This window comes from Iningainema tapete BLCC-T55 (genome assembly GCF_014698965.1).
Classification (GTDB): domain Bacteria; phylum Cyanobacteriota; class Cyanobacteriia; order Cyanobacteriales; family Nostocaceae; genus Iningainema; species Iningainema tapete.
In genome coordinates, this window is record NZ_JACXAE010000060.1 from 1 (window position 1) to 24,158 (window position 24,158).

A 24,158-nucleotide genomic window follows, 5' to 3' on the forward strand; every position below is an offset into this window, starting at 1 on the left:
TTGGGAATGGAGTAATTGTCTGATTTACTCCATTATATCCTGGCTAATCCCAGTATTTTATTACTTAGTTAAATGGCTGCTTTAAATCCTTGGTAATTGAGTTCAAACATTTGTACTAGTTGAGAAATTGCCTGGGCAGTTGTGTCTTGCCAGCGCTCCTCTGGCATCGGGTTTAGCCACGCGAGATGACGAACATAAGGAGTAAACCTATCCAAAAATTCTCTTGTCAGTTTGATGCGATCGCGATTTATGCCACCACGAGCAGCACCTCCATCACTTACAATTAAAACAACAGTGCGCTGACAATGCAACTTCGGCAGTAAGTCATTAATAGCTAGGGCATCAGGACGATGGGAATGGAGGTATAAGTAATCTCTGGGGCAATTGCGAAAGTAGTAAATATCAGCTTTGCCTAAACGCCCCCCCTGTAGATTATCAACCAATCTCTGAGACAAAAGATGAAAAGGAACCATTGAATTAGAAGCATCTATCAAAAGTAGTAATTCTGCCCGATTAATCCGACTTTTCATCAGCACGGGTTCCAGAAAAACTCCATCTTGGCTAATTTTTTGTAAAGTAGCTTCTATATCTACCTCCGTTAATGCTCCTTCTCGAATGGGGCGGCGCAGGTAACGCCAATTTTGCTGGATTTGGCGTCGAGTTACGGGAAAGTCTCTGACACTCAATTGGTAGCGACTTTCTCTAAAAGGTTGTTCAGGAAGAAGTTCTCCTCGCATCGCCGAGGGGATTTGTGAAACTCCTCCTACAGATGGATGTGGAGTGTCTAAAATTTGTGTATCAGGTTGTGGAGACGAATGGTTTTTCGCCCCTACGGGTGTGTTGCTTGGTATCGTGGTACGTGGTGTTTCCTTTTCAGGTTGAAAATCGAAGCGCTCAAAGTACTGTTCAAAGTATTGCTCAAATCGTTCTGCTTGAAGCGAAGATTTTGATTTAATCCACAGCAGTCGGCAGATTTGCTTTAACTCCTCACGACTGGCAATGCCAAATCCACCCTCCAAAGCTTGCAACAACATGTCATACTGGTCAATAGTTAGAGGTAGTCCGGCTTCTTCTCGCAGCCCAATGAACAGATCAAATAGAGGTGGCTTTTGCTCATTCACTAATTCTTCCTCTTGTAGTAATCTTGATCTTCTTTAGTTTTGAGCAAAGCTCCCAGTAGGGGAAGATGATCCGCAATGTTTTTCACAATCTCCAAGGCTTCTTGTTCTGGATAACGCTTCAGCCAACGTAGCCAGTCGAGTAATTCACTAGTACTAGCTTTTTTACCGTCTCTTCTGCTAGCTCCATTCTCTCGCAGTTCGATAAATTGCTCAACTGCTGCTTTGACTAATTCTGTTGACAACTGCTTGTCCAAGTGAGCGTTTACAATCTTGATTAAATCTTCTTTACTAGGAAATTCAAGATAGTAAAAAATACAGCGTCTGAGAAAGGCGTCAGGTAATTCTTTTTCACTGTTGCTGGTAATTAGCACAATGGGTGGTTGCTTGGCTTCAATAGTATTTCCAGTTTCTGTAACTACAAATCTTTGTTCTTCTAATTCAAGCAAAAGGTCGTTAGGAAAGTCAATATCAGCTTTGTCTATTTCATCAATCAAGACAATTGGACGATGTTTTTCTTCTTTAAAAGCGTTTCCTAAAGCTCCCCATTTAATATAAGCATAAGGGTCTTTGAGCCGCTCAAACAGTTTTTTTGTTTCTTCTCCACTTAAGTAAGTTTTATAATCTGTGCCAACTAATTGAGCATCACGCAAGCGCCCAACAGCATCGTAGATATACAAACCATCTTTGGCACGGGTGGTAGATTTAATATACCAAGGAAAGTAGGGATAGTTTTCGACTTTCAAACGCTGAGCAAATTCATAAGCGATCGCACGCGCAAGTAAAGTCTTTCCACACCCAGGTTCCCCTTGTAGTAGCAGAGGACGCTGAAGATAAATTGCCAAATTAACAGCTTTAACTAAGTCTTTACAAGGTAAATAAGGATACACTTTTCCTTTGACAAACTCAGTACTTGCGTTTGGCTTGGGCTGGTATTTTTGCTCACCTGTATATTCTAATTGCACGTTACTCATAATGCTAGCTTTCCGGCTATATCTTGTTCCCAGTTCAACTCAAAACACTGACAAATGTCTTTCAAAACAGAGATAGGCTGATTATCCCGTTCTATTATCTCCCCCATAACTTTTTCTATAGGTTCTAAACTCTCCCATAATTGCGAAAGTAATTCAGATTGAACTCCAACCCAAGTTTCTATCAAATCTTGGTTAAAAGGTTCTATTTCTTGTAACGCTAAGGGAATGTGAGGTTTATTTCTATCTGGTTTACCTCCCAAAGATATGGATGTTTCTAACTTCAACTTCGAGTTTTTATTGTCAACTAAAAATAGCACAATTCGATGGCGTCTTTGAGGTAAAGGAACACCATTTACCCTTGCCACTAAAGGCTGCCAAAGCTCATTTATAAACTGTTGCAAACAACTTCCGGCAATCAAATCTACATCATGGAGAGCTATAATTACCGTCCTTGTTTGCCAGTGCTGGTAAAGTTCTTTTACTACTGCTTCTGCTGAAGGATCGGTTTTCAGTTCATTAGCTAGACTTTGCCAAAGAGTTTGGATATCTTTGCGATGAGGCTTAATGTAAATTCCCTTCTGCCAAGCATCTGTATGGTAAGGAACCTTATACTTAAGTAGATTAACTAACCAACTTTGCCCATAATTAGGTTTGCCGTGGATTAAAAAAGCTGCTGCTGGCTTAACCTGGCTAATCGCGTCGTCGAATAAGTTTTGCTGGTTAAAGTAGTTTAGCTTCCAGAGAGCATTTTTGAGTTTTTCACTGTTAGATGTCAGGAGAATAAAGTCGTCGCTTTTTTGCAATACCTGAGATGGATTTTGGCTACCCATTAGTACTTGGTTCTTTGGAGGATTCTCAAAGTCACTTTCCTCTAAATCAATGCCAAGGAAGCTAAATAACTCATTAAGACATTTCCAGGTTACAGGTTTTGGCTCTTTACTTAATATATTTGATATCGTATCACGATTTATACCAGCGCCTTCTGCCAATTCTACGATCTTATAGCCTTTTGAATATTGTTTACCCAAAGCTTGATTTAGCTTCTTTCTACCACTATCAGTTAATACACAACTCTTCTTATTCTTCTTCGGTTTAGATTCTGACACACTCAAAATGCTAATACGCTCCAAATCAAAATGCGGATGATCGGCAAGTTCTGCATGGAAGATGGGCATTCCTAGTATAATCGAGACAATCAAGGTGAAAGGCTTGAAATTACAGGTTTCTAGATACTTCTAGAAAAATTTTTACAGGTTGCAGATCATCAACATCCATCATCCACAATATCAGATTTTACTTATTCGACAATAGTCAGCAAGCGGGAATTCAGTATTTCATCCCGCTTTTGCACAAGACATGCTGAATCAAAATAATGACTTTAACCGAGAAACCAGCTTCTTGAAGGAGCGCATTAGACAAGCCAAACTAGCCTTTAACGTATTCTTGGGTGCAACTGTATTGAGTGGGGCTGTCAGTTTTACAGGAGTATATCTTATACTATCAGGTCAGGTTTCCTCTGGGACTATGACCAGCGCAGGAGGATTAGTTTCCAATGTGGCTTTTGCCAAGCTTGCTAAGGATGCGAACGATCGCCTAGACAAAGCGATGGAAGAAGACGAAGTACAATCAGCGATTACTAGTATAACTCAAGACTGACGTAACTGTCTCGCCAGCGTAATACCAAATCCGGTTTTTACAACCCTCTTTAAATACGACATCTTGTAGAGACGTTATACCATTTCTCTGAAAGCTGGCTACACAAGATCCCTTCTTGCCCCCCTTTTAAGGGGGGTTGGGGGGTGAAAACGTGTGGCAACTATAAGAAGAATTGGTATTACATGTAACGTATCTACAAAAATTGTGGGTTTAAGGTGCGGACTTAAGTCCTATTTTCTGATTTGTAAAAGCTGTAAACGTTAATTAATGCAAAGCAATTGGGAAAACTAAGATTACTCCCTTTTGCACGACTGCTTCATTACCTGGGATTTTAATCCCAGGCTGATAGCCATTAAAGAAATGCTAAAAAAACCACTGCTTAACTTTTTAATCCTACCTTTTTCTCTCATCCCTTTTGTCTTTAACTCTCCCGCTCATGCCTTACCAGGGCAAACTACAGAGGAGGTGGGTACTTGGATTAAAGCACATCCCACACTTACCCCTAGACTAGGAGAGAAATTATTTGTACAAAAGAGTGATACCGCAGCCCAGCGATTCACTTTTCAAGCATCGGTGTTGCCTCCAGGCAGGGTGCAGTTTTCACAAGACCGTAGTAGAATTCGTAATGAACGCATTGCCATGTATGATGCCATTAACGGCATGACATTTGAGCGGCTGCAAGAATCTTTACGGGTAATTTACGGGTTAGATATTTATCAAGACTTTAATCGGGCTGAGGTAGTATATCAGTATCCCAACCAGAGTGCAATTAACTCGGCTCGTTTCGCTAAAACTCCCATTCGGGAAGCTTTGCGGGGAGAGTTACGAGTAGGCGATCGCTATGTATACTGGGTAGAGGTAGCACAACCAAGGCAAGGTAAAGCCTTCACCGGACAAATGACAGTTTTGCTTAAATCTGACTTAGATAAGTTAGAAGCCGAATTGCGCAACCGTTAATGTAAGTTTTGCCAGTTTCCAGAAAAGACACCCTCAGTAGCGATCGCAATTCTGAGCAAATCTTCTTTCAAAAGTGGGGGCCAATCAACCCCTGCTTTATACCCTGCTGCAAATAACTGTTGAGTCCTCATGCTCAACAAATATAAAGCATAAGCCAGTTCTTTGTCTATAGTATTAGCATCTTTAAGTTCTTCAAACACCACCTTCAAAGCTAATAAAATAGAAGTGATTTGACCTGGTACTGGTGGTTTTCCCTGAGTAAGGCGCAATAATAGAACATCTGAGTTTTCCTCAGTTGTTTTAGATTGAGCAATCAAGTATTTGCACGCTGTTTCGTAATTCATGTTACATCATCAGGGTTAATGCCTAGTTGCTGCAATCGTTGAGATAATTGCTCTGCTCTTTGTTGAGCTAATTCCTTTCCTTGTCGTTCAAGTTCAATTTGTTGTTGAGCGTAAAGATTCAAGTCAATGGCAGTGAAAACTCTATCTGGGGGATAGGTGGGAGGTTTAATTGTGTAACTTAGCAGTTCTGCCTGCCATAAATGATACTCGTCGGGCAAACCTGGTTCCTCTGGATGTTCACTTGGTAAATCATACATCGTGGGTAGAGTATTTCTGGGAGAACCTGGTGGATTGGTTTGCTGAATGTGAGGTTTAGCTATAGTCATCTTCTTATCTGCAAAATTTGTGCAATCATCCGATTTGCTTGTGATAGGTATCCGCCACCAAATAAATTAAAGTGGTTGAGAATATGATACAAGTTATATAGAGTTTTTCTTTGCTCATAACCTTCATCTAAACGCCAGACTTCGTTATAACCACGATAAAATCCGGCGGGAAAGCTGCCGAAAAGTTCACTCATGGCGATATCAACTTCGCGATCGCCATAATAAGTAGCAGGATCGAAAATCACTGGTTCTCCCGATATTGTACACCCAGCATTACCACTCCACAAATCACCATGTACCAAAGAAGGTTGGGTTTGATGTGTCAATATTTCCGGAATCGCCGCTAATAATTCTTGCTCTTGGGCAAAAGAACCTCCCCGTCGCCTTGCTAGTTGGAATTGATAACCCAGACGATGCTTGGCGTAAAATTCTGCCCAGTCTGCTGTCCAAGTATTAATTTGGGGTGTACTACCAATGGTATTATTTATGTCCCAACCAAAACCCACCCCCACCCCCCTCATTCCCCCCGAACTTCGGGGGGATGCCGTAGGCAGGGGGGTAGGGGACTGAGGGGGGTTAGACTTGTGCATCATTGCCAACTTGCGCCCCATCTCTTCCCAAGATTTAGTATTACCCGCACCCATTTCTAGCCACTCCAACACTATATAGCCAGAATCACCAGCCACACCGTAGCATATAGGTTTGGGAACGCGGATGGTAGCCGTTGCCAGCATTTGCTTTAAACCCAGCGCCTCTGCTTCAAACATCGCTACTTGAGAGGCATTATTAAGCTTGACAAAATAAGTTTTATGTGTATCACTTACCGCATAACCCTGGTTGATACATCCACCGCTAACTGAATGCCGCTTTTGCGATTGGAATTTTTCGCCGCAAACCTTGCTAATATGAGCATCAATTTCAGACCAAAGCATAAAATTAGGGAAATGCTATTTGTTAATTGTTAATTGTTAATTGCCATGAACTATTAGCAATTAGCCAGTCTTCTAGTTTAATGTGGTTTGATTGCAACAACACCGTAAGCATCTGGGGAAAGATAATTTTGTGCCGCTTGCATTAAGTCGGTTGCTTCTTGGGCTTGGATGTAAGCTGGGTAGTTAAACGCTCCTTCCAAGTTTCCTAGTAATGTTTGGTAGTAGCCGTATAGAGAGGCGCGATCGCTTGGTGTTTCATGAGCGAAAATAAACCTATTAGCTTCTCGTGTGCGCACGCGAGCGATTTCTGCTTCTGTCGCCAACTCTGTTTGCAGACAACGGATATGTTGGGCAATGTGTGCTTCTACAACTGCTAAGTTTTCCGCTTCACATTGTGCTGAAATATAAAATATTCCTTGTAATTCTTGCGTGATATTACTTACGGAAATATGAGAAACCAGTTTTCGTTCTTCTCGTAAATCCCTAACTAACCTTGATGTCCATCCGTGTCCTAAAATTCCTGCCAGTACATCTAGCGCATAAGTTTGATGTAGCCGTTCTAACCCCGGTACTCGCCAAACCATCACCAACCGTGCTTGAGTTAAACTTTCGTCAACAAATTCCTGACGGACTATTTCTGTAAACGCGGGTTCTGGGTGAACATCGTAGAGACGTTCCGCCGGAACGTCTCTACCCGAAACGGGTGTGGTATTTTCAAATCCTTGTGTAACAATTTCCATCAACTCCGACTCAGGCAAATTACCTACAGCCACAGCAGTCATGAATCGAGGTTGATACCAAGTAGCGTGAAAATCTCGCATTTGTGCTGCTTGAAGTTGAGAAATTACTGCTTCTGGGCCTAATACTGAACGTCTATATGGTAACCGATCAAACGCCGTTTCCATTGCCCGTTGATAAGTGCGGCGGTTAGGATTATCAGAGCTGCGTCTAATTTCTTCTAAAATCACGAATCGCTCACGTTCAAAACCTTCATCACGTATACTTGCCGACCTTACCAAATTAATATGCATCGGCGCAAGATCAGCAAAATCCTTGGGAGCAGTGGTAATGTAAAAATGAGTATAGTCTTGACCTGTAGCGGCATTAGTCACAGCACCCCGCTCTTCGATTCGACGTTCAAACTCACCGCTTGGTAGTAACTCAGTTCCCTTAAATATCATGTGCTCTAAGAAGTGAGTCATCCCGTTAATTGCATCCGATTCCACGGCTGAGCCTACCTTAACCCACAAGTTGAGGTTAACGGCTTCAATCGGCATCTGCTGTGCGACTATGGTTAAACCATTTGGTAAGGATTTTACCACCGGAGCATGAAGACTGGGAAATTTGAGCAGGGTTGAAGTCATTGTTACTTGTGCGTGAGCTTATATTATCAAATTATCGCAGTTCTGGTTTTGTGTTGTAAAATTATGATGATAAATGTTAAGAAATATGTCAGCAATGCTTTATCCTGTTGGCACTGGTAAATCTCGTGTTGTTGTTATTGGTGCTGGAATTGGTGGTTTAACGGCGGGAGCATTGTTAGCCCGTCGAGGTTATAGTGTTTTAATTGTGGATCAAGCTATTGTTCCGGGAGGATGTGCTTCTACTTTCAAGCGTAAGGGTTTTACCTTTGATGTGGGAGCGACTCAGGTAGCAGGGTTGGAACCTGGAGGTATTCATCACCGTATTTTCTCGGAATTAGAAATAGATTTGCCAGCAGCAACGCCTTGTGACCCTGCTTGTGCTGTATACTTACCAGGAGAGAAGACTCCGATTAATGTTTGGCGCGATCCAGATAAGTGGGATGAGGAACGTTGTCAGCAGTTTCCTGGCAGTAAGCCTTTTTGGCAGTTGATATCAACTTTGTTTCAAGCTAGTTGGAATTTTCAAGGACGCGATCCTGTGCTACCACCGCGTAATGTGTGGGATTTGTGGCAATTAACTAAGGCAGTGCGGAGTGATACACTAATTACTGTACCCTACAGTTTGTTTACAGTGGGGGATGCTTTGCGAGCCTATAAGTTGGCGCATGACAATCGGTTGAGGACGTTTTTGGATCTGCAACTCAAGTTGTATTCCCAAGTGAGTGCAGAGGAAACAGCGCTACTTTATGCAGCTACAGCTTTGAGTGTATCACAGTTGCCGCATGGATTGTTTCATTTACAAGGTAGTATGCAGGTATTGAGCGATCGCCTAGTCTCTGCTTTGGAAAGAGATGGTGGTAAGTTGTTGATGCGTCACGCTGTTGAACATATTCACGTAGAACAAGGCAAAGCAACTGCGGTAGTAATTCGTAATACTAAAACAGGTGAAGTGTGGACGGAATCAGCAGACCATGTGGTTGCTAATGTTACTGTACAAAATCTAGTACAATTGTTGGGAGAAAAAGCACCGATTGGTTATAAGCAGCGAGTGGAAAAATTACCACCAGCAACAGGTGCGTTTGTAGTGTATTTGGGTGTAGATGAAAGCGCTATTCCTCTTGGATGTCCACCCCATCTCCAATTTATGTACAATCCTAATGGTCCAGTTGGAGAGAATAATTCCCTGTTTGTTTCTGTTAGTCATCCCGGTGATGGGCGTGCTCCGGCAGGGAAAGCAACAATTATTGCTTCTTCTTTTGTCGATCCTCAACAGTGGTGGAATACAGAAAATTATCAAGGACTCAAACAAAAGTATACACTTGAAGCGATCGCTCATCTTGCTGAATTCTTTTACCTGAAACCAGAAACCATCATTCATGTGGAAGCAGCCACACCTCGCACTTTTGCTCATTACACAGCACGAGATCAGGGTATTGTTGGTGGTATTGGGCAAAGAATACCCACTTTTGGTCCTTTTGGTTTTGCCAATCGTACACCTATTAACCATCTCTGGCTAGTTGGTGATTCTACCCATCCCGGTGAAGGTACTGCAGGTGTGAGTTACTCGGCGCTAACAGTTGTCAGGCAAATAGAGGCGGGGAAATTTTAGAAAGCTGTTACTCTTCAACCTCAATAACCTCACCCGGAGCAATTCTCGCCAGTACATTGCGAACCTTTGGCATCAGTGGAAGCAAAGCGCTCAGGCGGTTGCTGGATGCAATCAAAACAACTACTGCAACCCCAGCTTGTTGCAAGTTTTGCTGATACCGTAAATTTTGGTCTGCTGTTAATAAAACAGTGAAACTTTCTTGTATCATGAGTTGCAGTAGTTCACCATTCTTCTTACCCAACCATCCCATCTCCACAACTGTTCGTACTTTATAGTCAGTGAGTTCACGTTTAAGAGGTCGTGGAACACATTCATCAAGTAGAATGCGCATAAGCAGTCAGCATTTCCTTTGCTAATTCTAAGGCGGCGATCGCTTGTTCGCGTTTGACACTGGGAAAATGGTCTAGAAACTCATCAAGCGAATCACCTGCTTCAAGATAGTCAAGCAAAGTTTTCATCGGCACCCTCGTACCAACAAAAACAGGGGTTCCCCCCAGTATATCAGGGTCGCTATGAACAACACGCGATGGGGATGTCATGGCAGTTTAAGCTTATTGGTGACAAATACTGAGAGTGATCCTAGCTTAGGATTATTCTCATTTAACCCTGCTCAAAGTGCGATCGCCTGGAGACAACCCTAATTAAACCTTGAACTCCTTTTTAGTTAGAATAACTACATCGCCCAAATTCACGCTATCTTTATCCCGTTACACCTTTCTTCTACTGGTTAGCATAGTTCCTGATTAGGCAGTTTTCTTCTTATGAAGTATAAAAACTTAGTAAAGTTTAAGTAATAACAAGTAATTAATCAAATGGCATCGGTATAATTAGATTAGTACAAAAATACAAAGAAAGTTGCTGTTTAGGGTGCTTGCCTTGATTTTGTTTGTAAAAAGCCTGCATATGGTGCAGTACAGGCTTAAGGCGAATATTAATACAGGAATGCTAAAAACATAAAATCCTTTAGGCTACATGTAGTGGAGTGATACAGTGTTGCGATAGTGGGAACGCCCTATATCAATTTATTCAAATTCAAATAGGTGAAAGATGTTTGTTGATAGGTTATATATCAAAGCTTTGGATGAGGTAGACAAGGAAAATTTGACGGCAAATGAGGTAAGAATTCGTACCTTGGCTAAACATAGCTCTAGATTTCTTACTATTATTGGTTATTTGATGATTTTACCTTTTTTAATAATGGTATCAGTATTCGATAGAAACTTTTATAGAATAATTGAAACATTAATAATTAATTTTGTTATAAAACCAAGTCGTTACACTTTTTATTACTTAATATACTTACCTTTAAAACTCATAATTAAAGGTTGAAGTAGAACTAAAAAGTAGTGCGAGAAGTGTGATTAATATTTTATATAAAAGCTTTGTAGGAGGATTGCTTTCGGATTTTCCGGAAATGTCATGCATAACGTTAAAAATATAGACAGTAGTGTAATATCGGATTTTGTTGTTAAATTATGGAACCAACGACACTGACAGCGGCAGCGATCGCAACTCTCGCTTTAACAAAAGCCTTTGAAAAGACAATCGAAAAATTCACGGAAGTAGCCCTAGCTAAGATGAGTGAGCTACGGAAAAAGATTTGGGACAAGTTTCGCGGAAACTTGAAGGCAGAAACGGCTCTGGCGGCAGCTGAAAAAGGCTCTAAGTCAGACTTAGATCGGGTTGCTGCTTACTTACAAGTAGTTATGAACGAAGAACCAGAGTTTGCTAGACAGATAGAAAAACTTGCTCGTGAGATTCAGCAAGAAATTAACAGCAGTGGGGTTCAAGGTCAGAATCTTCAGAATGTTTATGGTGGAGAAGCTGAACAGAATAATGCTATCAAGACCAATGCCCCAGTAATTCAAGGTGGTAGTGGTCACACGATAACATTCAACTGACTACAGTCGCCCGAATGGGATCGGGTAAAGTCAAATTCCCCACAATCTGATTTACAGCAGACTCAGCTTTCAAGCGTTCCCAACAAGTTCCAAGCACTGATTGATGATAAAACTAAGGATTTTGTTGGGCGTGAATATGTTTTTGAGGCGATCGCCCAATTCATCTCCACTCAGCCCAACGGTTACTTTAGCATCATTGGCGACCCTGGAATGGGTAAAAGTGCTATTCTGGCAAAGTATGTGCAGGATACTGGGTGCATTGCTCATTTCAACGTGCAATTGCAAGGTCCAAACCGGGCAGACCAATTCTTGGAAAGTGTCTGCAAGCAACTGATTGACAGCTACCAGCTCCCTTATAACCTTTTACCATCAAATGCAACGCGAGATGGAGAGTTCATAGGTCAACTGCTGGATCAGGTTGCCCAAAGAAAAAATGGTAAACCTATAGTGATTGCCATTGATGCTTTAGATGAGGTTGACTCAGCCAGCTACAGGGACGCCAATATCCTGTACCTGCCACCCCACTTGCCCACAAAAGTTTACTTCATTATGACACGACGGCGGGGTGTAGAAGTGCCATTAACGACTTATGCACCTGTACAGCTTTTCAACCTGCTAGATTATCAAGCATATAGCCAGAGGGATGTGCGGGAATACATACAGATCCGTGTCAATAGCAGTGAACAACTGCGCCAGCGAATTAAAGAGCGAAAGGAGACAATTGTTGAATTTACCAACAAAATCACCGATAAGAGTGAGAACAACTTCATGTACTTGCGATATGTACTGCAAGACATTGAAGAGGGTCTGTACAAGGACTTGAGTCTCGAAAGTTTCCCTCAAGGTCTACAGGGATACTACGAGTTCCACTGGCGACGTATGGGAATGACTGCCACTCCGCTACCTGATGCCAAGATTAAGATTGTCTATATTCTGGGAGAGGTGAAACAACCTGTTTCCCGGCAGCAGATTTGTGACTTTTCTGGGGAAGATGCCCGCATAGTGCAGACTGTGTTAAACGAGTGGGAACAATTTTTACACGACCTGCGTATCAACGAGCAAAGACGCTACAGCGTGTATCATGCGAGTTTCCGGGATTTTTTGCATCGTAAGGACATTCTGGAGAAAACTGGGTTGACAATTCCGGGTGTTCATTTGCTAATTGCCAAAGACCAGTTGAATAAGTGGAAGAATCGCTATCGCCGTGAATGAGTTTGATAATCTGTCACCTGAAGACGCAGAATATGTCATGAATTTGCCCTATCACTTAGCTATAAGTAGTATGGCAGATGACTTGTACGAATTAATGACTGAATTCGAGTTTATTGAATATAAGGTTTCCACGGGAGCACCACAGCCGCTAATTACAGATTACGATTTGGCATTGCAGCCTGACATCCAAATTCCTGAGGATAAGAAGGAAAGTCTGAGATTGATTCAAGGTTCTATTCGATTGTCAGCAAATGTTTTGGCAGATGATTCAAAACAGCTACCAGAGCAACTTTTAGGACGTTTGATGCATTGTAACCTTGTAGACGAGGAAATTACGGTACCAAAGTCATTATTCTGGTTTCCGTCTCTGTTTGGTAATTTTATTGGTGGCATTTCTGTAGTACTAGTATTACCGATATTACTTTTCTTAATCTTTCTCAAACTAACTCAGGAGCTTATCAGTTGGTTTTTCTATCGCCCAGCTTGGATTAAAAGGAAAATCAAAAGCAAAAAAGAACCTATTCTTCAAAAACCTATATCTTTAGGAATATTACTTTGGAATATTATTTTTTCACTCCTTCATCAATTAGCTCAGAATTTATTCATTATATTTGTTAATTTACCAGTAACAATGATTAGTAGGTTTTTACCTATTAAAAAAACAAAGATAAAATTTGGAAATAAGCGTAAAATAAAATTGCAGCAAAATGTAGAGAAACATGCTGAAATTTTGAAAATTTTAGAACAAGCGCAAAAGTCTCATGTCACACCCTGGCTGCGTCCCTTGACGCCCAACCTAACACCACCAGGGGGAGCATTATTGAGTATTCTCACAGGAGATATCAGAAATTCTTTCCAAGCAGTAATTATTACTCCTGACGGTAAACAGATAATTTCTGTTTCTACCGATGAAATCCTGACTGTTTGGGATTTACAGACAGGGAATATTTTGAAAACTCTTATTGGACATACTAGCTATGTTAATGGAGTAACTATTACTCCCAATGGTAAACACGTAGTTACTGCTTCAGACGACAATACACTAATTGTCTGGAATTTGCAAACAGGAAATATCTTAAAAACTCTCAAGGGGCATAGCGAACGAGTAAATGCAGTCGCCATAACTCCCGATGGGCAGAAGGCAATCTCGGCTTCAGGTGATAAATCCCTAATTATCTGGGATTTGCAGACAGGAAATATCTTGAAAACTCTCATTGGGCATACCAAGGGTGTAAATGGAGTTGCCATCACTCCTGATGGTAAACATATTGTTTCAGCTTCAGACGATACAACCCTGATTATCTGGGATTTACAGACGGGAAATATCTTAAAAACTCTTATTGGACATAGTAAATGGGTAATAGCAGTAGCTATTACACCTGATGGGCAAAAAGCAATTTCTGGTTCAGGTGATAAAACCCTGATTATTTGGGACTTGCAGACAGGAAATGTGTTTCAAATTCTCACCCAATCTACCGACTCAATAACCTCAATTGCTATGGCTCCCAATGGGAAAACGTTAATTACAGGTTCATTTAACCAAGAACTAATTGTTTGGGGTATTTCAGAGCAAGGAACAGCATACCGCTGGAAAACTTTCTCTAAGCATCCTGAGCAAGTGAGAGCAGTTGCCATCACTCCTGATAGTAAACTTGCAGTTTCAGCTTCATTCAATGAACTTAGAATCTGGGATTTGCAATCAAGAGAAAGGCAGAAAAAAACTACTTGGCATTTGCTTTCTGTGCAAGCAGTAGCTATCACTCCTAATGGACAAATGGCAATTTCGGCTTCCGACGATTACAATCTCATAGTTTGGGACTTACAATCAGGAACTCCCCTGAAACTTCTTAAATTTCATACCAAAGCTGTAAAGGCAGTCGCTATCACTCCTGATGGTAAACAGGCAGTTTCCGCTTCAGAGGATGAACAGATCATTCTTTGGGATTTACAGTCAGGACTACCATTAAACGTTTTCAAAGGACATAACACTGCGGTAAAAGCAGTCGCCGTCACTCCTGATAGACAACTAGCCGTTTCAAGAGGAGAAAGTCAACTCATTGTCTTGGATTTACGGTCAGGAAAAGAACTGAAAAATTTGGCTAAAGACTTATCATCTGGATACGCAGTTGCTATCACTCCTGATGGGCAAAAGGTAGTAACAACTTCAGATTACACTCTAACAGTCTGGGATTTGTGGTCAGGAAAAGAACTCAAAACTTTTAGAGGTCATAGTGACTGGGTACAGGCGATCACTATTACCCCAGATGGAAAAAATATAGTTTCCGCTTCAAGTGATAAAACTCTGATTGTTTGGGATTTGCAGACAGGAGATATAGAGGATATTCTTACAGGACATACATCAACGGTGTGTTCAGTTGCCATCAGTCCTAATGGGAAGCACGTAGTTTCCGCTTCATGGGATCACACCATCAAAGTTTGGGATTTAGATAGTGGCAAGGTAATTGCCAGTTTTACGGCAGATGATAATCTATATTGCTGTGCTGTTGCGCCTGATGGAGTAACAATTGTTGCAGGTGAGCATTCTGGTCAGGTGCATTTCTTACGGCTAGAGCTACCTTAAAGACAGTTGTAAGACAAACAGAGGCGAAAAAATTGTAGAATGCAGGCAAAGCCCATACAAGTATCAAGCCAATGAATATTTCTTTAAAACCTGAGTATGAAGTGTTCATTTAGTCTCAACTTGAGAAGGGGAGATGTTCTCAGTTCTTTCTTGGTGAACAACTTTAGTATACGGGAGATCGCCATCCGTCCGGTGCAGCAATTTGTTAGGTATCTGAGGGCTTGTGTTCTCTACGACTTTTCCAATATCCAGGTTCTCGACTACAATGCATTACAGCTAGAATGAGAATGTAGTCTTGCTCAATAGTGTAAAGAATTCCATAAGGAAACTTTCGTGTTAGACATCGGCGAACGTCCTCTTCAATTATACGCCAACGAGTAGGCGACTCTCTAATCCGATAGACGGCATCCTCAACTGCATTGATGAACGTTTGGGCTAGCTCAGCACGTTGCATCGTATAGTATTGGACAGCTTCAGCATATTCAGTGAGCGCTTCAGGGTGAAATACAAATTTCATTGCTCAAGCAACCGCCTCACCTGAGTCAAAGCTTCTTCCCCTGGAATCGGTTGAACTTCTCCGCTTCGGACTTCATCTCTTCGTCTTTTTGCCTCAGTATTCCAAGCTGCTTGAATTGCTGGCTCAATATCAAATTCAAGGCTCTCTACTAGTTTCTCTACCAAGAGTACTCTTGATGCACTTGGTAAAGACAATGCTTCCTGCATCAGTTGTTCTATGGATAGCATGGTCACACAAATATTCTTCAAATGCTTTTAGTATACCTTTTCTCTACTAAAGCGCGATCGCGCTATGTGAGAATTGGGGGTTGAGAATACCCGTTGTCTTGCATGATCTTGCGTTGCAAGGCATATTAAGGGGAGAGAGCTTAACTATGGTCAGGAATTGTATGAGCAAAGAAAACATTACCTTCCGCCTTGAGAGTGAAAAGCGTGTCATTTTGGATACCATCGCGGCTGGTCTTGATCGTGATAGAACGTATGTACTAAACGAAGCCATTGACCTTTATCTTGAGGTTTACCAGTGGCAGATAGCAGAGATTGAGGCAGGTGTTGCCGAAGCAGACGCTGGGGATTATGCTACCGATGAAGAGGTTCAAGCTGTTTTTGCAAAGCTAACCAATGCCCATTAAATGGTTGAAAAAAGCCCTTCGCAATGTAGAGCAGGCGCATGACTATATCGCCAGAGATCATCCGGCGGCGGCTGTGCGCGTTGTGTTAAAGATTCAGGCGGCTGTTGCCCAGCTTGAGAACTCCCCACATATAGGCAGACTTGGACGGGTTGAAGGGACGAGGGAACTGGTTGTTTTGCAAACGCCTTATATCGTGATTTACCGGGTAACATCGACGACGGTGACTATCATCCGGGTTTTGCATTCGTCTCGGAAGTACCCTTCTTAAACCAAGATATTTTCTAGTGTACCTTTTCTCTACTATTAGTGTTCGCTAGTGTGAGAATTAGGGGTTGAGAATACAGTATTCTCTAATGGTGGGTCGTTGAGCGATAGGATAAGTTGTGGTTTGGGGATATGATGATCGCTGCGGGTGGGGACTACTGCAGTACCTAAAGCGAAAAACTCGATGACATGGGAACTCCAAGAGTATTGTCCTTCATGAATGCGTGCGCCAATTATGCCCTCAGCCCCCAGATGAGCAGCTTCGACTTGCATTCTTTCCATTGCTAATTCTCGTGCTTCGTATAGTGCTTGGGTAAAATTTGTCATTTCCACGTTTTTACCGATGTTATTGAACCACTGACGTAACCCTTGATAGGCAACGTGATAGACGCAGTTACCCAATACCAAGCCGACAGGGCGATAACCTGCGTTTAACATTGTCCAGAAATCTTGTCCTGATAAGTCGCTTGTAAAAGGTTTGCCTTTGTTGGTACGGTAAGAGGTAGTGCGTTCGGCTTTGCCGCTGCGCTCCGCGCAATCGCGTGCTACAACTGCAGTTCCAATCGCGACAAATTCGGCTAAGTTTGGTTCCCAAGGCATATGTCTGGCAGTGAGGCGTACTCCCACAATCCCATCTGCACCTAAAGCCAAAGCTTCCGCTTCCATTCGACTCATTGCTAATTCGCGAGCGTTGTACATTGCTTCAGAAAGTACAGTCATTTCTACATTCTGATTCCAAGCCGCCGCCTGAAAGCCAATATGATACATTGAACAACCAAGCACAAGTCCTAGAGGATCAAAACCTGCTTCTTTGACTAATAAAAATTCGTTTACAGATAAATCGCTGGTAAATAGACTTTGTTTTCCATTCCCACCCCGCATTGCTTGTAAACGTGTACGTGCATGTTCTGGTATACCCATCTGTTGCTGAGGATTATTCATAAAACAATATAAAAATTAGTAATTTAGAATTGACAATTGTCTCTTAATTTAAATTTTTGAAAGTGGGTAAAACATTAAGGTTTTACTTACTGGGTTTTGAGTGTTCTTAGCTTGTACAATTGCAGTCCCAACTGCGACAAAGTGTGCTATTACATCACGATAAGGACCTTGAGAGGAAAAAGAAGAAATGAACGAAGTAACAAGTGCATAAATAAAGAAACATCCCATCATTATTGGTATAATCATTGTCATAAATTCAGGATTTTTCATAGTCAGCACAAATACGAAAAACGATATAGACATAAATAGTAATCCGTTCAATAAATTGAGTAAATGTGAAGCAGATTGATAAACAATTTGTTCTACATCCATTTCAATGTGCATTCCTACAGTACCCTCAGCTTCAACTTCCCTAGCTTCAATATCAAGGCGTTCAATTGCCAATTCTCGCGCTGCATTAAATCCTTCACTAAACTGAATCATCTCTTGATTTAACCGCCATCTTCCAGTTCTCAATAATCTGTTCCAGAATGATGGGTTAGTAATAGCGCGGGTTTGTGCGTCGCTATGCACATAGTAAGAACAAGCACCAAAGACTATACCTTTAGGATAGTAACCTGCTTGGTATAATTTCCAAAATTCTTGTCCGCTCAAATCGCTGGTAAACGGTTGAGGGTCAAGTGGACGATGTGGTATTCTAATTGCAGTACCAATGGCAGTAAATTCCACCATACCCGTACCCCAGCTATGACGACTTTGTTTGAGCCGCACTCCAATAATTCCGTGTGCCCCTAACATTGCTGCCTCTGACTGCATCCGGCTAATAGCTAATTCTCTTGCTGCTAATTGTGCCTGTGTCAAAGCTTCAAGTTCACCAGTATAATTTCGGAAACCACGAAAGTACCCGTAAAAACCAACTTTGTAGAAACTGGTTCCGATGACAACTCCAATCGGTTCAAAACCTACTTCACGAGTAAGTAAATACTCGTTACAAGTAAAGTCACTTGTAAAAAAGTTTTGACTGACTTGTTTTTGTAGATTGAGACGTTGGCGAGCAATGTCTGGAATATTATCAGCTTGGGAAAGCGTTGGCTTTTGTATTTGTATTGGTTGAGTCGCCAAAATATTGGATTCCCTAGCAGATTTTAACTTATTTAGCAAATACTGAGCTAAACTAGTAAATAGACCCATAAAATATTATCAGATGTGCATTACGAGTTTCTTGATTGCATTGCGCGTATCAGCACTACGTTGCGCCAACCGTGCTAGTTCTTGAGCAATTTCATAATTCCATTGCTCAAAGGGAATTTCGGTCGTTTTAATTACTATGCCTCGGACGACTTTAATTACTTTGGCAGACAGTGAACCGTAACGTTGCCGACTGACTTGAAATCGGTATTCATCAAAGAATACAGTAATTTCTTGGATAGAACCAAGTCCAAAAAATCGCCGTTTGACGCGGGTATTTTTAGGTAAGATTTGTTGTAACTTTTTGGCAAGCAATCCTAGTAATTCTGGATTATCCTGCTGGTTTGTGCCTAAAGCAGCAGCGAGGATATCAACTTCTAACTCTTTTTCGATAAAGTCCATTGAGAATGCCTTTGTTAACGATTGAACTCGTCTATATTTAACATTCCCAATTTAAAACTCAAATTTATCTACATAAAAAAATGTAAAATGTAGGGTGCGTTACGACTGACGCCTAACGCACCACAACAACCTTACCTAGCTGAATTCTTCTACCTAAAACCAGAAACCATCATTCATGTGGAAGCAGCCACACCCCGCACTTTTGCTCGATACACAGCACGCGCTCAGGGTATTGTTGGTGGTATTGGACAAAGAATACCTACTTTTGGTCCCTTTGGTTTTGCCAATCGTACACCTATTAACCATCTCTGGCTTGTTGGTGACTCTACCCATCCTGGTGAAGGTACTGCTGGTGTGAGTTACTCGGCACTAACGGTAGTGCGGCAAATAGAGGCGGGAAAATTGTCAGTAAAGAATCATTGATGCTTGAACTAATGTAAAAGCTGTTACTCTTCAACCTCAATAACTTCACCCGGAGCAATCCTCGCCAGTACACTGCGAACCTTTGGCATCAGTGGAAGCAAAGCGCTCAGGCGGTTGCTGGATGCAATCAAAACAACTACTGCAACCCCAGCTTGTTGCAAGTTTTGCTGATACCGTAAATTTTGGTCTGCTGTTAATAAAACAGTGAAACTTTCTTGTATCATGAGTTGCAGTAGTTCACCATTCTTCTTACCCAACCATCCCATCTCCACAACTGTTCGTACTTTATAGTCAGTGAGTTCACGTTTAAGAGGTCGTGGAACACATTCATCAAGTAGAATGCGCATAAGCAGTCAGCATTTCCTTTGCTAATTCTAAGGCGGCGATCGCTTGTTCGCGTTTGACACTGGGAAAATGGTCTAGAAACTCATCAAGCGAATCACCTGCTTCAAGATAGTCAAGCAAAGTTTTCATCGGCACCCTCGTACCAACAAAAACAGGGGTTCCCCCCAGTATATCAGGGTCGCTATGAACAACACGCGATGGGGATGTCATGGCAGTTTAAGCTTATTGGTGACAAATACTAATAGTGATCGTAGCTTACGATTATTCTCATTTAACCCTGCTCGAAGCGCGAGCGTATCCGTCTAGTGCTGTCTGAAGCAACCGAACCCCTTGCAATTGCTTGATAGAACAGGTTTAATATTTCTGCTCCCGATTGTTTGTATAAAGTAGTAGTTTATGACAGGAACACAAGAACAAGAAATCATGGATTTACGGGCATTGAATTTAACGCCCAAACAAATAGCTCGAAAACTAGGTATCAAAGTATCATCCGTCAATGCAACAATTCAAAAACAAGCACAGCAAACCACATTAGATAGATTAGCTTTAGGAGAATTAGACCCCGTATACCAGTGTTTAGTAAGCGAGAATCTGATCCAATTGTTACCGAAGACACCAGAAAACAGCATCAAAAATTGGCTGACAAAAATCATCCCTGTAAAAAGCAACGACGATATTGATCGCGGTTTAGGATTAGTAGTTATTGCCAGGGTTGCTCGATACAATCAAATTACGGTTTGTAGTTACCTTTTAGATGTATGGTGTTTGGGTGTTAAAGATGTCATAGCACCACGTACAGTAGACAGGATAAAGTTTAAAGAAGTTGCACAAGAACTATTCAATCTATTTCCCGGAAAACCCCAAGAGGTTCCCCTTGAAGTTGCCCAAGGAATGATATTTAGTGCTTACGAATACGCACAAGACTTAGGCTTTCAACCACACAAAGACTTTGAAAAATCGCGATCGCACATCGGACAATGGGATGGTATAGTACGTATTGAATGTGGTCGTAACGGTAAACCTTTCTATGTCAATGGTCCCCATGATAACCCCAAAAAAATCATGGAAACATTGAAAAAAAGCCGGGGTGAAGGTAATTTTGATTTTATGATTGGTTCACCCCCTATCGAAGATGATTTTTAGTCAGCCTTGGGGCGTAAAAATCAAAGCCCTGATGAAATTGGTTTAATTGGGTGTGTCTCAACCGAAGAAAATTTATCCACAACTTAAAATTGAGGATAAATAATTATTTAGCAGTTTGTTCCTCTATAGGTGTGACTGTAATAGCAGGAGTAGGTATAACTTCTGCTGTCGGTGTTTCTTCTATAGAAGGTAGAAAAATTGGCGTGGGAGAAGAAACTTGCTCAGGCGTCTCTGTGGGTGTGGGAGTCGGAGTTAGGGTAGGTTCTACCTTTGGTTGCTCTGGCGTGGGAGTTGGTATAAGTTCTACCTTCTGTGGCTCTATGGGAGTTGGGATAAGTTTTATGTTCGGTTGCTCTGGTACGCTCGGAATCGGTGTAGGTAATGTTGGTGGGGTAGTAGGTACAATTTTTGAATTATTTACTTTACCTCGTGTTGGTTCATATTCATTAATTTTTGGTGTCAACGGTGGATTTACTGTAGGTTTATATTCAGGCAGGAGCGTGGAGGGGGCAGGGGTAGAGACGTTCCGGCGGAACGTCTGTACGGGTGCAGGTGTAGATACATCCTGGTGGGGCGTCTCCATCATGGGTGCAGGGGTAGAAATTTTTTGGCGGGGTGTCTGTACCACAGGAGCAGGTATGAAACGATGCGAGTTAAACCAAGCAAACAATCCTCCTCCCACTAAAATTCCCGTAGTTAAAATCCTGAGCGGTGAAACTAAAACCCTTTTGGGCGTAAACTGATGTGAAGAAGGTTCCACTACTACATTCATTCGTGACAGCATATTTTCTACTAATGAGGATTGAGGGTTTACAAGTTCTGTGGTTGAGAGTAGATTAACATTGTGTGTACCGATGGAGACTCCCGTCGAATCATTTAAAAATTCTCGTATTTGTATAGCTGTTTGAAGATAATTGATCGCGTCGGTATTTTCTCCCAAACATAGTGCGCGAGTACCAAGTTGATGCAGCGCCCAAGCTTCAGCACAAAGATCTTGTTTAGCTTGGGCTGCTTGTAATCCCCATTGCAGCACTTGTTTCCATAAACCCCAGCGGCGACTCAACGCGATTGCGCCTTCTACTGCTTCCACTAGGTACAAAACATCACCCCAACGATTGGTTTTAAGGCCTAATTCAATGATTTGTACGATCGCATCTATTTCTGCCGTCATTTTGGGTTCCACTCGTTGCTGTTGTACTAAGTTTGTGAATAACGAGATGCCATCGGCAACTATGCTTGCAACTACTAGCTGTAGATATTTGGGTTCCGTTAATATAGTACAAAGCGATTCTTCTAAGTTTGAATCCCGATGAGAAATAAACCTTCTGCCCTCTGCCTCCTGCCTCCTGCCTTCTTCAATGGCGTTTATAGAAATGAAGCGTTGAATCCGTTTTGTTGACGAAGCGATTAAAAATGTACATTTGCTAGCTACATTCATTAACTCCAACACTTCAAACTCAAACAGTTTACCATCATCATCCAGTACAATTAGAGCTTGTTTGTCTTCAATTTGTGGACGGATTTGCTTGTTCGTTGGTTTATAGGGAATGTCAGTTTCATAAAAAGCTTCCCAAATTGATTGGAGTAAATCGTTTACATTTGGATGAAGAGGGGATAAACTTATTATACCATCACTAAAAGATGATAAAATTTGCTCTGAATGTAATATACTTAACAATATAGCTTTTCTTTCCCACTCGCACTGACTACATAACTCCACTGATTGACCAGATATTAAGGTAGCGATCGCCTTCAATACTAACTCGTGATCTTGGAGTAGGAGACTTTCGTCCGTGGGCATCAAAGATGGCTTATGGCTAGAACATACGGTAAATAGCTGTTCTGGCGTTGCCACATCTGCCACAGCACCCCAAATTGAACCAATCTTGATGATATGGTTCCCTACAGCTAATCCAATCATTTCGCCCTGGATATGATTTGCGAAACTGCTTTGATGCATAAATTTTCCTTCCAGGCAGGTGAGTGGTTTTTTCTCTATTCACATCAAATTAGCTGATTTCACGATAAAATTTTAATTAATTGATAATATTTTTTTGCACCCCACTCAAAATTACCCACTTGGCATTGTCGAGTTACAGCCTTTTGGAAAGAAGCTTCAGGTTGCTGATGTATTTATGCAGATACTTTCAGTTGTCCCCTGCCTAATTTTTCTAGAAACTCAGATACACTGGAACAGCCTACTTCTTGAATGATTGGCTGTAACCCTTCCCATCCCTCTTCAGTTACAGTTAAATTTCGTTTCCGCTTCTTTGCGCCAAAAGCTTGCGGTCTACCTTCATGATATATCAAGTTGGCTTTGCTATTTGGATGCTGTCCTGGCGCGTGCTTTTCCCTTTCCATGCTCTGTCTTCTTCCCTTTGACAATATCTTTACTATATTATCTCCGATCCCATTGCCATTTCTATTAAATACTCCTATAATAGAATATGGCGACTTAGAAAGCGCACTTGAGGTAAACCCCGTCCTATGACGAGGAAGGGGCGGCAATTTATAAAACCTACACCCATCACGACACAACCTACATTCGTTGACACACCTGTAGAAACAATCCGCTCCGGCAGTACTAACTGGTTATCATTTCCGAGCGGAAATAAAACAGACTACCTAGCACTTGATGAAATCCGTCGTGATGCTGGAACACAGCCCAGGGCTGCAATTGGAAGATCAGATGGAGGATGGGCAACAATTAGAGCCTGTTACAGTTTTTTATGACGGGGAATCGTACTGGTTAGCTGATGGCTTCCATGACCTTTTATAAGCATACTCTCAAGCATCAGCTTGTTGAGGTTGTGTCAAAAAACACAGAACCACAACTTGTTGAGGTATGTAAGCGCTTGGAGAAATTAAGAAAATGTAACTTAGATCCCTTCGAGGTAGAAATTCTCAATTTACTTGAACGCCCAGTAGCATTTACACCATTTGAATTAGAGTATCTTGCTCAAATTGAACAACGCCACACTTGCAGAACTTGAACGTGTTACCGCACTTGGCTTGATAAATACTGATTTTATTTGTGCGTCCCGATCATAACTTAGTGACAAGTAGTAGCAATAATTTGGTGGAGATGCACTGAGCGAATCATTCCGAATTCAGAGCTTACGCCTTGGGTGCAGAAAATTCAAACGCGCTCCTTACGGCTCTACCATTGCTCACACGAGGAAAACCACGTTGGTCGGTGGTAGGATCGGTAACGAGCAAACTGAGAACTGCGGCATCAATTGCTGGACTATCACCGAAGTAGGGCAATTCTAGTCGTGAAACCACCGTAAAAGTCTAAGGGGGCTAAACGGGGGGGGCGTGAGCTTGTA

Annotated in this window: 30 protein-coding genes and 1 pseudogene; 12 read left to right on the forward strand and 19 right to left on the reverse strand. The window is 41.7% G+C overall.

Going from position 1 to position 24,158, the window contains the following annotated elements:
• Window positions 1-68 precede the first annotated feature (68 nt).
• From ICL16_RS17070 to ICL16_RS17080, 3 genes are read right to left on the reverse strand one after another with little or no spacing between them, the layout of a single operon-like run.
• Window positions 69-1,121, reverse strand: coding sequence for a hypothetical protein (locus ICL16_RS17070; RefSeq protein WP_190829884.1), 1,053 nt, complete (start codon window positions 1,119-1,121; stop codon window positions 69-71).
• Window positions 1,121-2,092, reverse strand: a complete 972-nt coding sequence (locus ICL16_RS17075) for an AAA family ATPase (protein ID WP_190829886.1) — start codon at window positions 2,090-2,092, stop codon at window positions 1,121-1,123. The genes ICL16_RS17070 and ICL16_RS17075 overlap by 1 nt, the downstream gene beginning before the upstream one ends.
• A complete protein-coding gene (locus ICL16_RS17080) occupies window positions 2,089-3,291 on the reverse strand; it encodes a helix-turn-helix domain-containing protein (protein WP_190829888.1) in 1,203 nt (400 codons plus the stop codon). Before ICL16_RS17080 ends, ICL16_RS17075 begins: the two co-directional genes overlap by 4 nt.
• 157 nt (window positions 3,292-3,448) lie before the next feature.
• Here ICL16_RS17080 and ICL16_RS17085 point away from each other — a divergent pair, with 157 nt between their 5' ends.
• Entirely contained in the window at window positions 3,449-3,748 is a 300-nt protein-coding gene (locus tag ICL16_RS17085) for a TRADD-N-associated membrane domain-containing protein (protein WP_190829891.1), read from the forward strand.
• Window positions 3,749-4,108: 360 nt separating this feature from the next.
• Window positions 4,109-4,705: a hypothetical protein gene (locus ICL16_RS17090; protein ID WP_190829893.1), complete on the forward strand. Its 597-nt coding sequence runs from the start codon at window positions 4,109-4,111 to the stop codon at window positions 4,703-4,705.
• Here the strand turns inward: ICL16_RS17090 and ICL16_RS17095 are convergent.
• From ICL16_RS17095 to ICL16_RS17110, 4 genes are all read right to left on the reverse strand, one after another.
• The gene (locus tag ICL16_RS17095) at window positions 4,702-5,049 is read right to left on the reverse strand and encodes a Dethiobiotin synthetase (RefSeq protein ID WP_190829896.1); all 348 of its coding nucleotides are present in this window, start codon (window positions 5,047-5,049) and stop codon (window positions 4,702-4,704) included. The genes ICL16_RS17090 and ICL16_RS17095 overlap by 4 nt on opposite strands.
• Window positions 5,046-5,375, reverse strand: a complete 330-nt coding sequence (locus tag ICL16_RS17100) for a hypothetical protein (RefSeq protein ID WP_190829898.1) — start codon at window positions 5,373-5,375, stop codon at window positions 5,046-5,048. The genes ICL16_RS17095 and ICL16_RS17100 overlap by 4 nt, the downstream gene beginning before the upstream one ends.
• On the reverse strand, window positions 5,372-6,307 hold the full coding sequence (locus ICL16_RS17105; RefSeq protein WP_190829900.1) for a fructosamine kinase family protein: 936 nt from the start codon (window positions 6,305-6,307) through the stop codon (window positions 5,372-5,374). The genes ICL16_RS17100 and ICL16_RS17105 overlap by 4 nt, the downstream gene beginning before the upstream one ends.
• Before the next feature lie 77 nt (window positions 6,308-6,384).
• Window positions 6,385-7,671 carry a M16 family metallopeptidase gene (locus tag ICL16_RS17110; protein WP_190829903.1) on the reverse strand — a complete coding sequence of 429 codons (1,287 nt, stop codon included), beginning with the start codon at window positions 7,669-7,671 and terminating at the stop codon, window positions 6,385-6,387.
• A gap of 94 nt (window positions 7,672-7,765) precedes the next feature.
• Between ICL16_RS17110 and crtD the strand changes: the two genes are divergently transcribed.
• The gene (gene crtD, locus ICL16_RS17115) at window positions 7,766-9,280 is read left to right on the forward strand and encodes a C-3',4' desaturase CrtD (protein WP_190830108.1); all 1,515 of its coding nucleotides are present in this window, start codon (window positions 7,766-7,768) and stop codon (window positions 9,278-9,280) included.
• Between the two features lie 7 nt (window positions 9,281-9,287).
• Here the strand turns inward: crtD and ICL16_RS17120 are convergent, their stop codons facing one another.
• Both ICL16_RS17120 and ICL16_RS17125 read right to left on the reverse strand, forming a co-directional pair.
• Complete coding sequence (locus ICL16_RS17120; protein WP_190829905.1) at window positions 9,288-9,611, reverse strand: DUF5615 family PIN-like protein; 324 nt, start codon at window positions 9,609-9,611, stop codon at window positions 9,288-9,290.
• The gene (locus ICL16_RS17125) at window positions 9,595-9,819 is read right to left on the reverse strand and encodes a DUF433 domain-containing protein (protein ID WP_190829907.1); all 225 of its coding nucleotides are present in this window, start codon (window positions 9,817-9,819) and stop codon (window positions 9,595-9,597) included. Before ICL16_RS17125 ends, ICL16_RS17120 begins: the two co-directional genes overlap by 17 nt.
• Before the next feature lie 936 nt (window positions 9,820-10,755).
• Here ICL16_RS17125 and ICL16_RS17130 point away from each other — a divergent pair.
• From ICL16_RS17130 to ICL16_RS17140, 3 genes are all read left to right on the forward strand, one after another.
• Entirely contained in the window at window positions 10,756-11,181 is a 426-nt protein-coding gene (locus tag ICL16_RS17130) for a hypothetical protein (protein WP_190829909.1), read from the forward strand.
• A 210-nt stretch (window positions 11,182-11,391) separates the two neighbouring features.
• Window positions 11,392-12,393 carry an ATP-binding protein gene (locus tag ICL16_RS17135; RefSeq protein WP_190829912.1) on the forward strand — a complete coding sequence of 334 codons (1,002 nt, stop codon included), beginning with the start codon at window positions 11,392-11,394 and terminating at the stop codon, window positions 12,391-12,393.
• On the forward strand, window positions 12,386-14,974 hold the full coding sequence (locus tag ICL16_RS17140) for a beta-propeller domain-containing protein (RefSeq protein WP_190829914.1): 2,589 nt from the start codon (window positions 12,386-12,388) through the stop codon (window positions 14,972-14,974). The genes ICL16_RS17135 and ICL16_RS17140 overlap by 8 nt, the downstream gene beginning before the upstream one ends.
• A 205-nt stretch (window positions 14,975-15,179) precedes the next feature.
• On the opposite strand, the gene ICL16_RS17145 is transcribed toward ICL16_RS17140, so the two are convergent.
• A complete protein-coding gene (locus ICL16_RS17145; RefSeq protein ID WP_190829916.1) occupies window positions 15,180-15,491 on the reverse strand; it encodes a type II toxin-antitoxin system RelE/ParE family toxin in 312 nt (103 codons plus the stop codon).
• The gene (locus ICL16_RS17150) at window positions 15,488-15,718 is read right to left on the reverse strand and encodes an addiction module protein (protein ID WP_190829918.1); all 231 of its coding nucleotides are present in this window, start codon (window positions 15,716-15,718) and stop codon (window positions 15,488-15,490) included. Before ICL16_RS17150 ends, ICL16_RS17145 begins: the two co-directional genes overlap by 4 nt.
• A gap of 146 nt (window positions 15,719-15,864) precedes the next feature.
• On the opposite strand from ICL16_RS17150, the gene ICL16_RS17155 reads away from it, so the two are divergent.
• A complete protein-coding gene (locus ICL16_RS17155) occupies window positions 15,865-16,122 on the forward strand; it encodes a CopG family ribbon-helix-helix protein (RefSeq protein ID WP_238360814.1) in 258 nt (85 codons plus the stop codon).
• Window positions 16,112-16,390, forward strand: coding sequence for a type II toxin-antitoxin system RelE/ParE family toxin (locus tag ICL16_RS17160; protein ID WP_190829920.1), 279 nt, complete (start codon window positions 16,112-16,114; stop codon window positions 16,388-16,390). The genes ICL16_RS17155 and ICL16_RS17160 overlap by 11 nt, the downstream gene beginning before the upstream one ends.
• A gap of 35 nt (window positions 16,391-16,425) precedes the next feature.
• Here ICL16_RS17160 and ICL16_RS17165 read toward each other — a convergent pair whose 3' ends face one another.
• Genes ICL16_RS17165 through ICL16_RS17175 form a run of 3 tightly spaced genes read right to left on the reverse strand, consistent with a single transcriptional unit; the run spans window position 16,426 to window position 18,918 of the window.
• A complete protein-coding gene (locus ICL16_RS17165; protein ID WP_190829923.1) occupies window positions 16,426-17,328 on the reverse strand; it encodes a heavy metal-binding domain-containing protein in 903 nt (300 codons plus the stop codon).
• A gap of 48 nt (window positions 17,329-17,376) precedes the next feature.
• On the reverse strand, window positions 17,377-18,519 hold the full coding sequence (locus ICL16_RS17170; protein WP_190829925.1) for a heavy metal-binding domain-containing protein: 1,143 nt from the start codon (window positions 18,517-18,519) through the stop codon (window positions 17,377-17,379).
• 9 nt (window positions 18,520-18,528) lie between these two features.
• Window positions 18,529-18,918, reverse strand: coding sequence for a hypothetical protein (locus ICL16_RS17175; protein WP_190829927.1), 390 nt, complete (start codon window positions 18,916-18,918; stop codon window positions 18,529-18,531).
• 135 nt (window positions 18,919-19,053) lie between these two features.
• Between ICL16_RS17175 and ICL16_RS17180 the strand changes: the two are divergent.
• A pseudogene (locus ICL16_RS17180) lies at window positions 19,054-19,341 on the forward strand (C-3',4' desaturase CrtD); the annotation flags it as partial.
• Window positions 19,342-19,364: 23 nt separating this feature from the next.
• Here ICL16_RS17180 and ICL16_RS17185 read toward each other — a convergent pair.
• Window positions 19,365-19,688 (reverse strand): DUF5615 family PIN-like protein, encoded by a 324-nt coding sequence (locus tag ICL16_RS17185; protein ID WP_190829929.1) that lies wholly within the window; start codon window positions 19,686-19,688, stop codon window positions 19,365-19,367.
• A complete protein-coding gene (locus ICL16_RS17190) occupies window positions 19,672-19,896 on the reverse strand; it encodes a DUF433 domain-containing protein (protein WP_190829907.1) in 225 nt (74 codons plus the stop codon). The genes ICL16_RS17185 and ICL16_RS17190 overlap by 17 nt, the downstream gene beginning before the upstream one ends.
• 186 nt (window positions 19,897-20,082) lie before the next feature.
• Here ICL16_RS17190 and ICL16_RS17195 point away from each other — a divergent pair, with 186 nt between their 5' ends.
• A complete protein-coding gene (locus tag ICL16_RS17195; RefSeq protein ID WP_190829932.1) occupies window positions 20,083-20,829 on the forward strand; it encodes a helix-turn-helix transcriptional regulator in 747 nt (248 codons plus the stop codon).
• 103 nt (window positions 20,830-20,932) lie between these two features.
• Here the strand turns inward: ICL16_RS17195 and ICL16_RS17200 are convergent, their stop codons facing one another.
• Together ICL16_RS17200 and ICL16_RS17205 are read right to left on the reverse strand one after the other, a co-directional pair.
• Window positions 20,933-22,789 (reverse strand): hypothetical protein, encoded by a 1,857-nt coding sequence (locus tag ICL16_RS17200; protein WP_190829934.1) that lies wholly within the window; start codon window positions 22,787-22,789, stop codon window positions 20,933-20,935.
• A 173-nt stretch (window positions 22,790-22,962) separates the two neighbouring features.
• Entirely contained in the window at window positions 22,963-23,190 is a 228-nt protein-coding gene (locus ICL16_RS17205; protein WP_190829936.1) for a hypothetical protein, read from the reverse strand.
• 126 nt (window positions 23,191-23,316) lie between these two features.
• Between ICL16_RS17205 and ICL16_RS17210 the strand changes: the two genes are divergently transcribed.
• Window positions 23,317-23,562: a hypothetical protein gene (locus tag ICL16_RS17210; RefSeq protein ID WP_190829938.1), complete on the forward strand. Its 246-nt coding sequence runs from the start codon at window positions 23,317-23,319 to the stop codon at window positions 23,560-23,562.
• Between the two features lie 32 nt (window positions 23,563-23,594).
• Entirely contained in the window at window positions 23,595-23,822 is a 228-nt protein-coding gene (locus ICL16_RS17215; protein ID WP_190829940.1) for a hypothetical protein, read from the forward strand.
• 124 nt (window positions 23,823-23,946) lie between these two features.
• Here ICL16_RS17215 and ICL16_RS17220 read toward each other — a convergent pair whose 3' ends face one another.
• Window positions 23,947-24,114, reverse strand: coding sequence for a choice-of-anchor Q domain-containing protein (locus tag ICL16_RS17220; protein ID WP_190829942.1), 168 nt, complete (start codon window positions 24,112-24,114; stop codon window positions 23,947-23,949).
• Window positions 24,115-24,158: the final 44 nt, after the last annotated feature.